Origin of the sequence: Butyrivibrio proteoclasticus P6B7 (genome assembly GCF_000622085.1) — a bacterium.
In the GTDB taxonomy this organism is placed as follows: domain Bacteria; phylum Bacillota; class Clostridia; order Lachnospirales; family Lachnospiraceae; genus Butyrivibrio; species Butyrivibrio proteoclasticus_A.
Window position 1 is genome coordinate 290,965 of record NZ_JHWL01000003.1, and the last position, 15,215, is coordinate 306,179.

The following is a 15,215-nucleotide window of genomic DNA, read 5'->3' on the forward strand; positions in this document are numbered from 1 at the left end:
TATCACTGAAAATCATATATAAGAACCAGATTGGCGAAATAACATTAAAAAAGATCAAAAAGATAGTCGAAATGCTGAAAAACACTAGTATTTTGGCTATCTTTTTATTATAATCTTCTTCAATGGTTTAAAGCGATAAATAACTTGAAAGGATATTTTTTTACATGGGTGAAACAACAGTTAGAATTCAAGATGATCTCTACGAAGCTGTCAACGGAGAGTGGATTAAGAATGCCGTAATTCCTGATGACAGACCAGTGACAGGAGGTTTCAATACCCTTGATGAGGAAGTTGAAAAGATCATGATGGCTGACTTCAAGGCTTTCGCAGAGGGCACAAAGACTACAGATATTCCAGAGATGAAATATGCTATATCTCTTTACAAAAAGGGAATAGACGAGAAAAGAAGAAATAGTGAAGGCATCGAGCCAGTTCTTCCTCTTCTTAACAAGATCAAGAATCTTAAGACAGTAGAAGACCTTAACGAAGTAGCAACAGAGCTTCTTGTTGACGATTTGCCTCTTCCAATCAAGATGTGCGTAGATACTGATATGGCGGATGCTACCAAGAATTCTTTTATCGTACTTGGTCCAGACATTATTCTTCCTGATACAACATATTATGCGGATGACAATGAGTCCGGTAAGCAGCTCCTTGAAGTATACAAGGACATGGCAAGTAAGATCCTTAAGTTCTCTCCATTAACAGAGGATGAGCAAAAGAAATTCCTTGAGGATACAATTGCTTACGATGCTCTTATTGCAAAGAAGGTTAAGAGTCAGCTTGAGTGGGCTGAGTATTACAAGAATCAGAACCCAATGGACACAGACGAAGTGGCTAAGTTTGTAGCTCCTTTTGACATTAAGAAAGTCCTTAAGGACCTCTATGGAGACAAGGCTCCATCAGTTCTTATCGTTTATGATCCTAAGGCAATCAAGGAGATGAACGGCTACTTTAACAATGAGAACTTTGAGCTTTACACTCACTGGCTCTATGTGAAGACTCTTGTGAAAGCAACTGCGTGTCTTTCTCTTGAACTTAAAACTCTTGGAACCACATTCCGCAGGGCTCTTTTAGGAGTTGATTCTGACCCTGTAATTGAAAAAGAGGCATACAGAGTAGCAGAAACTCTTTATGCTGACCCAGTTGGAATATACTACGGAAGAACCTATTTTGGTGAAGAGGCCAAGAAGGACGTTGTAGATATGGTTAAAAGAATCATCGAAACCTACAAGGTCAGAATGAAAAAGAACTCCTTCCTTGCCGAGGTAACTAAGGAAAAGGCTATCAAAAAGCTTTCTACCCTTGAGATCAAGATGGGTTACCCAGATTCTATAAAAGAGATTTGGTCAAAGCTCGTATTTGATGAAAGTGACTCATACTATGATGCTGTATATAAGGTAAGCGCAATTAAGAATAAAGATCAGCTCGATAAGCTCTATAAACCTGTAGATCGCACAGAGTGGGCTATGCCAGGTCATATGGTAAATGCTTGCTACAATCCTACATGTAACGACTTAACCTTCCCTGCTGCAATTCTTCAGAAGCCATTCTACTCACTTTCACAGTCTGATAGTGAGAACCTTGGCGGAATTGGTGCAATCATCGGTCACGAGATTTCTCATGCCTTTGACAATAATGGTGCCAAATTTGATGAAAAGGGAAATCTGTCTAACTGGTGGCTTGATGAAGATTTCAAAGCCTTTGAGAAACTGACAAAGGACATGGTTGAACAGTTTGACGGAATGGAATACCACGGCGGAAAGGTAAGCGGAGAGCTCACTGTCAGCGAGAACATTGCAGATAATGGCGGCGTTGGCGTAACACTTGAGATCATGCATAACACAGAAAATGCTGATTTCCAGGAATACTTCAAGAACTGGGCAAGAGTATGGTGTATGAAAGCCAAAGAAGAGTTCATTCAGTATCTTCTTGCCAATGACGTACACTCTCCAATGGGACTTCGTGCCAACATTCCACCAAGGAATTTTGCTGAGTGGTACGAGGCTTTCGGAGTAACAGACAAGGATCAGATGTACATCGCACCTGAGAAGCGCATCAGCATCTGGTGAGCCTGGGGGACGGGGTCAGTGTATCATTTTGAATTCAATGGATAGGGAAAAGAACTATGGACAGAGTTATTTTTTTAGATATCGACGGCGTCCTTAATTCCAAGTTTTGGGACAACAGTCACAGCCGTGAGATTAGTGAAGGTAAGCTTGTGGATTTAGACAAGGTAAAGCTCTTTGCAGACCTTGTTAAAAGAACTGACTCTAAAGTCATACTTCACTCAGGCTGGAGAATGTGGTTTGATGAAGCAATGAACCCTTTGCGTCGTGAAGCAGAATTTCTTGTAAATGCACTGAAGAACGAGGATGTGCAGATTCATGGTGTAACGCCGGATCTTACCACAGAAGAGATTAGACGCACTAAGAAATTCAGTCTTGTTAAAGCACAGGAAATCTTAACTTGGTTAAAAGACAATAGCTCTTTTACCAAATGGATAGTAATTGACGATCTAGATCTTCACAACGATGAGATACGTCTGCACCAGATCCAGACCGATGCTGAGGTTGGTCTGTCTGAAGGGGACGTTGAGAACGCAGTAATTATGCTTGCGTAAATGTAGTTAAAAATCAATGTAGATTTCGATATAAGAGCATATGGCGACATCGGTATAGAGGAGGAAAAATGTCCACAATAGACATAGATGCACTGTTTGCAGAAAGTGAATTAACCCAGGATAGTCTTCAAGGATTAATATCTGAATATTGGAAATATGACTTAAAGCAGTTGGAGGCATTTGGAAATACGATTCTTTCTGGTGCATTTCGGGGCGGTGAGCAAAGGTTCATTGTGTATTTTGTGAACAATAAATCCTATTGGGATTCTTCTATCACTGACGCAGAATTTGATTACAGTCAGATGATTAGTGTCGGAATAGATAAAGAGGAAGATGATCTATCGGACCTTATCTACGAAGCGATTGAGTTCTTTCTATTTGTCTCTAAGAAGACAGGGGCAGAGATACTGATAAAATCTGAAATCCATAATGATATATGTCATGTCCAAAGCGGAAAAACTATATGGGATCCGCATTTTTACGACATGTATCACGATTATATAGAGAGGAATAAAAGAAATTGAGTTTAAACAAAAAAGCTATGATCACATGCGTGATAGCGGATTCAATGTAATCTACCGCGATGAGAATAGAAGCATTGAAGATACCATGAAGCTGTTAGAAAAGAACTTAGGACTTGCCTAAATAATCTCAACAGCAGGAGGAAATGACATGATAAAAGAGATTACAGAAAGACACAGCATCAGAAAGTACAAGGAAGAAGCTGTTAACAAAGAAGATATCAAGAAAATAATTGAGGCAGCAATTCTTGCTCCATCAGCCAAGAACAGACAGCCTTGGAAGTATATAGTTTTTGAAGGTGCTTCAAAGGACCAGGTTCTTGATATAATGGAGAAGGGACTTGTCAGAGAACGCGATGAGCATCAGACACTTCCCGAGTCCCATGGTGGCCTTCCTGATGCCTTCAACACTCTTCGCATTATGAAAGAGGCACCAGTCCTTATCATGGTTGAGAACACTAATGGCCAGAGTCCATTTGAGCCTATCAGCGCAGATGACAGGATCACTGAGATTTGCGATACACTCTCGATCGGTGCATCAATCCAGAATCTCCTTCTTGCAGCTACAGAGCTAGGCTACGGCACTCTTTGGATTGCCAACACCTGCTTTGCATACAAGGAGCTTTCAGATTTCCTCGGAATCAAAGGTCAGCTCATTGGAGCAGTATCACTTGGTCTTCCAGATGAGTCACCAAACCCAAGACCTAGAAAGAATTTAGACGAAATCGTTGAGTTTAGATGAAATCATAAAGAGTAGGATAGAAATATGGAATATGAAGTTCGAAATGCGCAAGGCTCAGACTACAAAGATGTAAAAAGAATCATGAATCAGGTCCAGAACATGCACGTGGAATGGAGACCAGACATATATAGACCCAACGAGGACATGATTACCGAAGATATATTTAAGCTCATGGTAGGCAGCGGGAATCTATACGTGGCCACAATAGATGACAAAGTGGTGGGGGTCTTGGAGATAAACCATAAGCACATCGAAACGCCAGCTCACGTGACCAGAGACATCATCTTCATAGACAGTATGGCTGTGGATGAGAACTACAGGGGTCAGGGAATAGGGCATCTTTTCTTTGATAAGGTAAAAGAGATCAAAAAAGAAACAAACGCTGATGGTATAGAGCTTCAGGTCAACGCCAAGAACAAAGCGGCCTACAAAATGTATAGTAAATGCGGCTTCACAGAGAAGTCTATAAATATGGAACTGTTATCCTGATTTGCGCTTTAGATAGAGGGGGAAGCTATGACTAAAGAACTATTTATTCAGGGAATTACTAAGTTTCTATTTGGAGTAGTGCTTTTGGGGGTACTGATATTCCTGCCGGCAGGCACGCTTTCTTACTGGCAGGGATGGCTCTTTATGGGCGTTTTATTCATTCCCATGTTTGTAGCAGGACTTATTATGATGGCAAAGAGTCCAGAGCTTCTTAGGAAAAGACTTAATGCAAAAGAGGAACAATCTGAGCAGAAGGTGGTTTTAATCCTGAGCGGTCTTATGTTCCTAGCAGCTTTCGTAGTCGCTGGCCTTAACTTTAGATTCAAATGGATTGTGCTTCCGGATATAGTGACTTACGTTGGAACAGTTCTTTTCCTTCTGTCTTATGCACTCTACGCTGAGGTTCTAAGGGAAAACGTGTACCTTTCAAGAACTGTGGAGGTTCAGGAAAATCAAAAAGTCATAGATACAGGGCTATACGGAATAGTTCGTCATCCAATGTACATGGCTACACTGGTATTGTTCTTATCAATGCCGTTGATACTTGGCTCAATCATATCCTTCGTTATCATGCTGGTTTATATTCCAATAATCGCTAAGCGCATTCGTAATGAGGAGAAGGTCTTAGAAGAGGGACTTGAAGGCTATTCCGATTACAAGAAAAAGGTGAAGAATAAGGTGATTCCTTTAATCTGGTAGTAAATTAGATAAAAGAGAAATGGCTCTATAATGCGGATTAAAATAATCGATATTTAGAAATTGTGCATAGTAGGTACATTTGATATAATGAATGATATCGCAAGCCGCAATATATCTGCGGTTTTGAGGAGGTAATCATGAGAACACGAGGTAATTACTCGGTGCAGTTATAATGCTGGCAGCTTTTGCACCGAGAAATGTGGTATCGCATCGTTATACACAGCTAGTAGCTGATAATTGCGATGTTGTTGCTGCCACTAACTGCACCGATTCATTGTTTTTGGAAACTAGAATAACAATAGAAAGGTAGCAGATATGAACACAAATACTAACTTTACAACAGACAGAATTGAAACATTAAGAAGAGAATGGGAAGCTGAGGAGAAGATCGCTCACATTCACGGTTGGGACTTTTCTCACATTCATGACAGATATGAGGAGGAAGATGACCTTCCTTGGGACTACGCCCAGATCATCAAAGAGAACCTTACTGACAACATGAAGATCATGGACTTTGATACAGGCGGCGGTGAGTTCCTCTTATCTCTTAAGCACCCATATGAGAATACATCAGCAACTGAAGGATACCCACCTAACGTTGAGCTTTGCAAGAAGACACTTATTCCACTTGGAATTGACTTCAGGGCCTGCGATGACGCCACAAAGGTGCCTTTTGACGACAGCTCTTTTGACATGATGATCAACAGACACGGTGACTTCGACCCTAGGGAGACAGCAAGACTTCTTAAGGACGGCGGAATCTTCATCACAGAGCAGGTTGGTGCTGAGAACGACAGAGACCTTGTAGAAATGGTTCTCCCAGAAGTTCCAAAGCCATTCCCAGAGCTGATGCTTGATATCCAGAAAAAGAAATTTGAAGAGGCGGGACTTACTGTTCTTAGGGCAGAGGAAGTATATCGCCCTATCACATTTACCGATGTAGGAGCATTCGTGTGGTTTGCCCACATCATTGAGTGGGAGTTCCCGGGCTTCTCAGTAGATAAGTGCTTTGACAATCTCCTTAAGATGCAGGAGGAGATCGATAAGAATGGCAAGGTTGTTGGAACCATTCACAGATATCTGATTGTTGCTAAGAAGAATAAATAATTGATCACGAGCCGGTTGCTTTGCAGCCGGCTTTTTTGCTTGCCTATATTACTATTCGATACTATTAGGATCGTTCAGATAAATATGGTGCACGCGATATTTGATTAGATAGATATCAAAATAAATATTGACACAATATTTTTATGGGTGTATAAATCTATTAATCTAATTAGATATTTATCAAAATATATTTGACAAGGAGAATAGATATGAATCAAAATATAATTAACAAGATGATAGATGCCATGAAGATTACCAGTAAGGACACAGTACTTCTTAACTACTGGAGTGAGGGTGATGACGCAGACCTTCGTCTCTTCGAGAAGACCCTTCAGGAAAAAGAGCTTAAGTATAAGACTATAAACTTTACTGAAGAGTATCTTACATCTCTTGCAAACGACGGCCCTGCTCAGATAAATGAAGATTTCTTTAAGCCCTACGACGACTGCACAATAGTTGTTGATGTATTGCAGAGACTAGCTGGAATGCCACCTAAGAATCTTCCAAAGGAAAAGTATGGCGACTTTTCAGAGGTTCTTAGAAAGCTCTTTGGATTTATGAGTCAGCATGAGAAGCTTATCCAGATCACAATGCCTTCAAGAACCAATGCTGCTCTTGCAGGTGAAGACTTTGAAGAATATAAGACCAAAGTGGAGAAGGCTCTTGATATTGACTACAGCGAACTTGAAAAGTCCTGCCAGAGCAAGATAAACAGTATCACTTCTAAGCAGATTACAGTTAAGACTGGCAAGTCCAGCGTTCTTACCATGGATATCACTGGAAGAGAATGGAACATCGATGCAGGAGAAGGCGCATTCCCATGCGGAGAGGTTTATATTGCACCGGTAGAGGATAGGACAAATGGAGAGATTTTCTTTGAGAAATTCTTCCTTGAAGACGCTGGCTCTTTTAACAACATCACTTTGAAAGTAGAGAATGGAAAAGTTGTGGAGTCTGACTGCGCTGACCTTAATGAGCTTCTTTCGCAGCAGGATGAGGGCGCAAGAATTGTAGGAGAGCTTGGCATAGGCCTTAATCCTGCGGTAGAATACTCAGGTAAGGGTGCAGCCCTTGATGAGGATGCCCTTGGAACCTTCCACATTGGACTTGGTATGAACTTCCTGTTTGGAGGAAATAACAAGACCAGATTCCACATGGACTTTGTAAACGTGGGAGAAATCGGGTAATTATCCATCGCATACTATAAAAGTAATCGGAACACGATAGAAAGAAGAACAATATGGAAACAAAGATTAAAGAAATAAGAGAATACATGGAGGGAGCTCAGGCAGAGACAAAGGCTAAGATTGATGCCCTTGTTGCCGATGACAGAGCAGATGAGGCAAGAGCATATCGCGCAGCCCTCAACATCTATGATGTGTTTACAGCTCTTATTCTTGCATCAGCCAAGGAGGCAAATGGGGATGAGGCGATAATGGTGGAGAAGTTTAAGAAGCTTTCCACCAACATTCCAGCTCAGTGGAGAGCATCTTTAGCAAAGGCTAAGGAACACGATGACGCTGAGAAGATCATGATAGAAGAAGCTAAGCTTTCTGTTGCAGATGCGATCATTGCCAAGTTTAATGAGCTTTTCTAGGATTACCAGAATAGATTCAAAAAGGAGAATCCCATGACAGATCAGGAGACAATTGCATTCTTTAAATGCCTTGCAGATAAATCAAGACTTGCCATCCTTAAGTCACTTATGGTTGAGGATATGTACGTGGAGCGCCTTGCAGAGCGTCTGGGAATTACCTCAGCCACAGTCTCTTTCCATCTTAAAAAGCTTGAGGATGCAGGGGCGGTAAAGTCCTACAAGGATCAGTATTACACCATGTATTCCATCAACAAGGACCTTTTTGGGGTTAACATAATCGATATTCTCGGAGAGAAGACCTCAGAGAGTAAACTTCAGAAGGAGAGGGACGACGCATACCGTAAGAAGGTGATAAATGCCTTCTTTGAGTATGGTAAGCTCAAATCCATCCCAAGCCAGCGCAAGAAAGAGAAGATTGTTCTTGAGGAAATCGGCAAATCCTTTAAAAAGGGCAAGAAATACACGGAAAAAGAGGTTAACCTTATAATTGCTGACATTAACGATGATTTTTGTACCATAAGGCGAGATATGGTGGCAGAGGGAATCCTTAAAAGAGATGAGGGCATTTATTTCCTGGCAGATTGATTCTGCCAGGTTTTTTATTGTGAAAGACAAAAATATGATTATAAAAATATTATAATTTGGTAATAATATGCACTATTTTTTGATAAGAATTGTTATATTATAATAATCTCAGGTAACTGTAGGCTAGCATAAGGCAGATTACATGAAACGAAAATCCCAGAGAAAATCTCTACTGGTTCTTCCGATAATTCTGCTCCTTGTTGCTGCAGCTCTACTTGTATTCGGAAGCACCTTATTTACTACAGAAGAATCTCCACATTACAACCAGCTTAGTTCAGGCTGGTCTGTTAGTCGTGGAGGTGAAACATATGAAGACGTCACTATTGCGGACCTTAGTCTGGGACTTCTGAAAAAAGACGAGGTTATAACAATCAAACGGAGTATTCCTCCAACCGATATCCAAAACCCAACAATTCTATTCAAGACCGTTTTTTCCACTGTGGTTGTACGTATAGATGGAGATATTGTTTATACCTATGGTCTTGATAATTATGAAAAGGGTAAATATATCCCAAAGAAATATCATATGCTTCCCATAAAGAATGGGAATGTGGAACATGAAATTGAAATAACCCTTACTGTATCTGAGGGTAGAGCCTATAAAGCAATATATCCGGTTTATTATGGAACAAAGCGCGAGCTGTTGCGCACATTTTTCCAGTATCGAAGACTGGCCATCTTTGTTGGTGGTTTCTTTGTTATCTATGCATGCCTTTTTGTTTCTCTGGGATTATTCCTGTCTCTTAATGGAAGAGGCTCCAAGTCGGTGTTTATGACCGCAGCACTTTCCATGGTTCTTGGAGTTTTTACCTTCTGTTACAATGACACCCTATGTTTTATTAGTGATAATGATGACTTTTTTATTATTGCCGAGTATGGAGCACTGTATCTCATCCCCATCATGATAAGCTTCCTGTTCTATTCTGTGCATCCTGAGATTGCCAGGGTAAGACAGAGGATCATTATCGTTATCAATATTATTATTCCTATAGTAGCCTGGGTTTTGCACATAAGAGGTATTGCACATCTTAATCTTTTTGTCCTCCCGATGCAGGTCATTTCCGTTATAGAAATGGTGGGAATGCTTCCTGTGCTTATTAAAGGTATTAGGAAAGAGTATAAAACCAGGAAGGAATCCGTTACTTACACTGGAATACAAGCGGATAACTATCTCCTGCTTGGCTTTGCCATCATGATTTCTTTTACAATTTTGGAAATCTTAATGTTCAATGCATCCAATTATATAAAGGGCATTAAAGTGGTAAGTCTCTTTGCAAGGGTCAGCTTCATGAACCTTGGAATGATGTGCTTTATCATTTGCCTTTTCGTGTATTATTTCCTGAACGGCATCGATCATATGAATGAAAGCAAGGTTAAAAATGAGCTTGAAGGAATAGCTTACACAGATGCCTTGACTGGCCTTATGAACAGAGCGAAGTGTATGCAGTACGGGGAAACACTGGAGGGGGACTATGCTCTGGTGAGCCTTGACCTTGATAAGCTTAAGTATGTTAATGACACCTTTGGACATAATGAAGGAGACAGGATGTTAAAAGCCTTTGCTGATATCCTGGTTGACTCTTTTATTGGTGCCAACATAATCGGAAGATTAGGCGGTGACGAGTTCATAGTTATCTTTGAAAAGCCCTCGAAAGACGTTTGTGACAAGTGCATTAGTCTCATGCAGAAGAATATCCAGGCTTTTAACGAGAAAAAGGAGAAGTTCACACTGTCAGCATCTGCAGGATACGCATACAGCAAGGAGGCAGATACCATAGATGACGTTTACTTCCTTGCAGATTCCAGAATGTATGAAATGAAGGAGAAACACCATGCGTAAAAGAGTCATATACCTGGCGATTGCCTTCATAACCTTCCTGGCCATGATGTATATCGGGGATTTCATTGTTAAGCCCGAGAGCCTTAGCAGAGTTCAGGTTCTTGAGGATGGATGGTATGTCAGGTACAACGACATAGAGTATACCGATGTTAAGCTTTCTTCACTTAGAAAGCTTATTGGAAATGGCACTTACAAAGGTGACAAGCTCCTTCTGGTGCACGAAAACGTAGATCTGAGTAGCTATGCAAGCCCTGCTTTAATGATGGAATCTCGCTTTAGTGCCTGGAAAGTAAGCTGTGATCATGAGGAAGTAAGCCAGAGATACATAGATTATTTTGAGAATGGTAAATTTATCGGATGCGAGAACAATTTTGTCACATTACCAACCAGTGACAGTCCTGTTGAACTGGAAATAGAGTTCCTTGTTTCTGAAACAGGTGCTTATAGTTTCTATGAGCCAATTGTGGCAGCAGATTATATGGATCTTCTTCTTTATGCGGTCTATAATAATCTGTTTATCTTCCTGATTTCTGTATTTCTTATAATATTCGGAATAATGTTCTTTGTTATTGCCATAGGCTTTAGTAGTAGCTTCACAGAGATCAATATGCAGATGTATTCAGCCATATTGTTTATTCTGCTGGGAGTATGGTTCCTTACGCAGTTTAAGGTCCTGGACCTTTTCATGGATTCCAATGGACATCAGACAGAGATCGAATATATTTCTCTTTATCTTTTAGTGCCGATAATGTACCTGACCATGGGCTGTAATCGTAATTACTTAAGAAGTAAGCTGTTCCTTTCCTTCTCCATAACCGGTTCAGTTGTGGCCATTACACCTATATTCCTGCATTTTTTCAATATAGTTCATATCAATCAGATGCTTTATGTCTTTCAGCTTGATGCATGGGCCCTTTGCACATTTATGGTAATCATGCTGTTTAGAGATAGCAAATCCGGGACTCTTACAATGCCCCAGACCATTCAGCTTGCTGGTCAGACAGCCCTTGTAGTATCCTTCTTTTTCAATGCAATATTCTATTACTTGGAAGTATTCGGTGTTTATGAACAGATAATGTTGTCTAAGAAAGCCGTACCAATGGGTGCTATTTGCATGGTATTTGCAACGTTGGTCAACTATCAGATCTACATTTCAGAGTCCTACGCCCGTCAGAGGGAATACAACTCCCTTACGCACCTTGCCTATGCTGACGGCCTTACAGATATTCCAAACAGATCCCGCTATGAGAAATACCTTGCTGACCTCAACAAGAAAGAGGATGACTATATTATCATAAGCATAGACCTTAACGGTCTTAAGCAGGTTAACGATAAGCAGAGTCACCTGATGGGAGATAAGTATCTTCTTGACTTTACCGATGCACTTGAACAGACCTTCTCACGGAAGGGCTTCTTTGCCCGAATTGGTGGAGATGAGTTCGTAGTTATCCTGACAGGTGACTACATGGCCCAGGTGGATGACCTGTTAAAAGAGCTAAATTCTAAGCTGGAAGAAATGAATAAAGCAGATCCATCCATAAATAGAAGCGCGGCAGCAGGCTACGCCTTTCGCCATGAAACCAGTACCACAGATCTTAACAGCGTTTATCTTCTTGCCGACGAGCGTATGTACATCAATAAGAGAAATAGGTGATTTTCTATAGCCAAGAGGAAAATACAGGTCTATAATGTGGAAAACGTAAGGACATAGGCCGGAGGATGTGGATAAAATGGCAAAAGATGATAAGACAAACGTAATGAGAGTTCTTGATGGCAAGAAGATCGCCTACAAGAGCCATATGTATGAACAGGATGCTTCTCTTAGCGGCGAAGAGATTGCCGGAATTCTTGGAGAAGATGCAGATAAAGTATTTAAGACCCTGGTAACTGTTGGTAAGACAGGCCAGCACTATGTTTTTGTTATACCAGTTAAGGCTGAGCTTGACCTTAAAAAGGCCGCCAAGGCAGTATCCGAGAAGTCAATAGCAATGCTTCCGCAAAAAGAACTACTTCCTTTAACAGGATATGTTCATGGCGGATGCTCACCAATAGGCATGAAAAAGGCTTTCCCAACGATCATAAATGAAAGCGCCAAAGAATATGACGAGATATTCTTTAGCGCCGGAAAAGTCGGTTATCAGGTTGAATTAGCAGTAAAGGATATTGAAAAGGCGATTCGTTATTCTTTCGCCGATGTAGTAACTGAGTAATCAGTAGCTTTTTTACATGCTATAAAGGCAGCGGCGATAGAGAAAACGAAGAAGGCTGCCAGTACCATAATTGCGATCCTAAGACTGAACTTATCTCCAATGTAGCCTGTGATCGCCGTGAAGAGCCATCCACCAATACCGGTGGCAGTTGTTATCATACCGGTGGCGGTGGCAGTTTTTTTGCCTGCAAAGGAAAGCATGATATTAAGAACACTTGGATAAATGGCACCGCTGGCAAATCCAAGCATAGCACACAGTACAAGAACAACGTCTGCGGAAGAAACAAGGGCAATAATAACAGCAACGATAGGGATAGCAAATACTGCAGCTATAAGAATTCCCTTTGCTTTCTTGGCAAAAAAGCCTACGCAGAACCTTGATGGGATCATGAAGATCCAGAAGATAGAAAGGGCGAGCCTTCCCTTGCTGGATACAAGTATGTTGGCAAAAAGGCTCTCTACAAAGAATGCAAATCCATTTTCGAAACCAACATAGATTAGCATGATCACGCATAGAAGAAGGATTCCAAAAACGTAGAATTTGGTATTGGAAGGCGCGGAGGAATCGCTTGAGTCTTCGGTTACGGTCTCTCTGACATAGTCTCCAGCTGTGACCATTCCAATATAGGTAATGACGCTGCCAATTGCCAAAAGGGCAAAAAGAGTTCTCCAGTGGAATCCCATAAACAGGTACTTATCTACTACCAAAGGCGCTACAAAGGCGCCAAGAGCATACATAGAAGTAAGGAACCCAAGCTTGCTGCTTCCGGAAACCGGATAGGAATCTGTTAGTGAAGCGATTGCAACAACCTGAAGAGCACTTGTGGTCATTCCAAGCAGGAATACGCCTGCCACAAAGATGATATTTGATGTAGTGACAAGGATAAATCCTGCGCCAAGAAGCTGAATAATAAGGAAAATGCGAATGATTTCTTTTTTGTTGGTCTGATCTGCTATGATGCCAAGAAATAACGGTGCAAGCATAGTTGCAAACAGCTCAACTGATGCAAACAGACCCATTTCTGTAATTGACAGGTCATAGGTGACGCCAATGACACGAAGAGAAGCCTGGTAACCACCAGCTTCAAAGCCATTTATAAACACGATTGCAAACAATACTAACCACAAAAAATCAAAGCGCTTTTTTTCTTTCATGTCAGGGCTCCTTCCCATGAAGTTGCTAATTTCAGTGGATAATATTATTTTATCATCAATATAACGTTAATAAGTGGATGTAAAAGAAATTTAAGAAAAAGATAATGGAAATTTCGCCCATGAATACTAGAGAGTTTTTGGAACAGTTATTAGATAAATACAGCGCTTTGACAAGGACAGAGCTTTCCGATGAGATGCTTGGACCTTATTCAAAGACAGTTCTTTTTGATGCTGGTTACAAAACAGATACCAGCCAGATTAAAAGAAATCAGGCTGCCAGAATCTCCCATGAATTCCTCAAATACACTCTTAAAGAAGAGGATGTGGACTGGAACGATGTCAGAAACCTTAAGGACATCTACGATTGCAAGATTTGTGCAAATCCAGTTGCCCAAGTTTATGAAAAGGGTATAATAGATTCTCGGGAAAAAGATATCTTCGGAATGGAAGATATTTTAACGGAAATACAATTATCAACCATTATAGAAAGGCTTTCGAAGAGAATTTCGAAGCAGGATATTCGTCAATGAAACAGTTTTTTTCTAAGATCAAATCAGACCCGGTGCTTATTGCAGCCTGGATTCTTGCCATTATATCAGCCTTTGTGGTGACTCCGGACAAAGAATACATCGGCTATATAGATTTCAGATCCCTTGGAATTCTGTGGTCTTTGATGATCGTAATTCAGGGATTAAAAGAAAACTCAGTCTTTGAGAAGATAGCTACAGGGCTTCTTGAGAAGGTTAATACAGGTAGGAGTCTTGCTATCATCCTTATCTTGATGTGCTTTTTGGGCAGCATGTTTATTACCAACGATGTGGCACTTATAACCTTCGTTCCCTTTGCCCTTATGCTTCTTCACAGCTGCAAAAGAGATGATCTTGCTATTCCGGTAGTGGTTCTTCAGACTGTGGCAGCTAATCTTGGAAGTATGCTTACTCCTATTGGCAATCCTCAGAACCTGTACCTGTTTAGTGCAACAGGAATGGGAATTGTGGAATTCATTCTCTGCATGCTCCCATACACTCTGATCACCTTGGCACTTCTTTTTGTATCAGCCTTCCTTCTTAAGAACGGAAGTAACAAGATTGAGATGTCTGGTGATGTGCTGACAGTAGGTAAATTTGGATCAAACAAGCAGATCATCATCTACATGGTTCTTTTCGTGCTGGCCATTTTGTCAGTAGTTAGAGTTATCCCATGGTACGTGGCAGCAATTTGCGTATTTGTAGTTGTTCTTGGAATGGATTACAAGATCCTGTTTAGGGCAGACTACATGCTGCTTTTGACCTTTATTGGATTTTTTGTTTTCACTGGAAACATTGGAAGAATTCCTCAGATTCATGATTATCTTAAGGGAATAGTAAGCGGAAGAGAATTTTACAGTGCAATAGTGGCCAGTCAGTTTATCAGTAACGTACCAGCCACTTTCCTTCTTTTTGAATTTGCAGAGGATTATAAAGAGCTACTTAGAGGAGTTAATATCGGCGGCCTGGGAACCTTGATTGCTTCCATGGCAAGCCTTATTTCCTACAAGAATTTCGCTAATGCTTTTCCTGATAAGAAAGGCAAATACATCCTTAAATTCTCTCTGGTAAATGTGATCTATCTTGTGATAATGCTTCTTTTACATATTGTCCTGGTGTGA

16 protein-coding genes are annotated in these 15,215 nt (G+C 40.8%); 15 read left to right on the forward strand and 1 reads right to left on the reverse strand.

Translation table 11 applies throughout. The annotated features are described in order from the left end of the window. Nucleotides 1–164: 164 nt before the first annotated feature. The 13 genes from T541_RS0104510 (at nt 165) to ybaK (ending at nt 12,413) form a co-directional block, all read left to right on the forward strand. The gene (locus T541_RS0104510; protein ID WP_026651558.1) at nt 165–2,072 is read left to right on the forward strand and encodes a M13 family metallopeptidase; all 1,908 of its coding nucleotides are present in this window, start codon (nt 165–167) and stop codon (nt 2,070–2,072) included. A gap of 56 nt (nt 2,073–2,128) precedes the next feature. Then, nucleotides 2,129–2,623 carry an HAD domain-containing protein gene (locus tag T541_RS0104515; RefSeq protein WP_026651559.1) on the forward strand — a complete coding sequence of 165 codons (495 nt, stop codon included), beginning with the start codon at nt 2,129–2,131 and terminating at the stop codon, nt 2,621–2,623. A gap of 68 nt (nt 2,624–2,691) precedes the next feature. Next, on the forward strand, nt 2,692–3,147 hold the full coding sequence (locus tag T541_RS0104520; RefSeq protein ID WP_026651560.1) for a hypothetical protein: 456 nt from the start codon (nt 2,692–2,694) through the stop codon (nt 3,145–3,147). A gap of 148 nt (nt 3,148–3,295) precedes the next feature. Continuing rightward, complete coding sequence (locus tag T541_RS0104525; protein ID WP_026651561.1) at nt 3,296–3,886, forward strand: nitroreductase family protein; 591 nt, start codon at nt 3,296–3,298, stop codon at nt 3,884–3,886. A 24-nt stretch (nt 3,887–3,910) separates the two neighbouring features. Further along, a complete protein-coding gene (locus tag T541_RS0104530) occupies nt 3,911–4,375 on the forward strand; it encodes a GNAT family N-acetyltransferase (protein WP_026651562.1) in 465 nt (154 codons plus the stop codon). Nucleotides 4,376–4,402: 27 nt separating this feature from the next. Next, nucleotides 4,403–5,074, forward strand: coding sequence for a methyltransferase family protein (locus tag T541_RS0104535; protein WP_026651563.1), 672 nt, complete (start codon nt 4,403–4,405; stop codon nt 5,072–5,074). Nucleotides 5,075–5,389: 315 nt separating this feature from the next. After that, entirely contained in the window at nt 5,390–6,181 is a 792-nt protein-coding gene (locus T541_RS0104540; protein ID WP_034465994.1) for a class I SAM-dependent methyltransferase, read from the forward strand. Between the two features lie 209 nt (nt 6,182–6,390). Continuing rightward, the gene (locus T541_RS0104545) at nt 6,391–7,368 is read left to right on the forward strand and encodes an aminopeptidase (protein WP_026651565.1); all 978 of its coding nucleotides are present in this window, start codon (nt 6,391–6,393) and stop codon (nt 7,366–7,368) included. 53 nt (nt 7,369–7,421) lie between these two features. After that, nucleotides 7,422–7,778, forward strand: a complete 357-nt coding sequence (locus tag T541_RS0104550; RefSeq protein WP_026651566.1) for a hypothetical protein — start codon at nt 7,422–7,424, stop codon at nt 7,776–7,778. Nucleotides 7,779–7,811: 33 nt separating this feature from the next. Continuing rightward, complete coding sequence (locus T541_RS0104555; RefSeq protein ID WP_026651567.1) at nt 7,812–8,363, forward strand: metalloregulator ArsR/SmtB family transcription factor; 552 nt, start codon at nt 7,812–7,814, stop codon at nt 8,361–8,363. Between the two features lie 142 nt (nt 8,364–8,505). Further along, nucleotides 8,506–10,203, forward strand: a complete 1,698-nt coding sequence (locus tag T541_RS20540; protein ID WP_026651568.1) for a GGDEF domain-containing protein — start codon at nt 8,506–8,508, stop codon at nt 10,201–10,203. After that, nucleotides 10,196–11,857, forward strand: a complete 1,662-nt coding sequence (locus tag T541_RS0104565; protein ID WP_026651569.1) for a GGDEF domain-containing protein — start codon at nt 10,196–10,198, stop codon at nt 11,855–11,857. Before T541_RS20540 ends, T541_RS0104565 begins: the two co-directional genes overlap by 8 nt. A 76-nt stretch (nt 11,858–11,933) precedes the next feature. Beyond that, nucleotides 11,934–12,413: a Cys-tRNA(Pro) deacylase gene (ybaK, locus tag T541_RS0104570; protein WP_026651570.1), complete on the forward strand. Its 480-nt coding sequence runs from the start codon at nt 11,934–11,936 to the stop codon at nt 12,411–12,413. Here ybaK and T541_RS0104575 read toward each other — a convergent pair. Then, the gene (locus T541_RS0104575) at nt 12,383–13,567 is read right to left on the reverse strand and encodes an MFS transporter (RefSeq protein WP_026651571.1); all 1,185 of its coding nucleotides are present in this window, start codon (nt 13,565–13,567) and stop codon (nt 12,383–12,385) included. The genes ybaK and T541_RS0104575 overlap by 31 nt on opposite strands. Nucleotides 13,568–13,686: 119 nt before the next feature. Between T541_RS0104575 and T541_RS0104580 the strand changes: the two genes are divergently transcribed. Beyond that, complete coding sequence (locus T541_RS0104580) at nt 13,687–14,097, forward strand: hypothetical protein (RefSeq protein WP_026651572.1); 411 nt, start codon at nt 13,687–13,689, stop codon at nt 14,095–14,097. Further along, entirely contained in the window at nt 14,094–15,215 is a 1,122-nt protein-coding gene (locus T541_RS0104585) for an SLC13 family permease (RefSeq protein WP_026651573.1), read from the forward strand. Before T541_RS0104580 ends, T541_RS0104585 begins: the two co-directional genes overlap by 4 nt.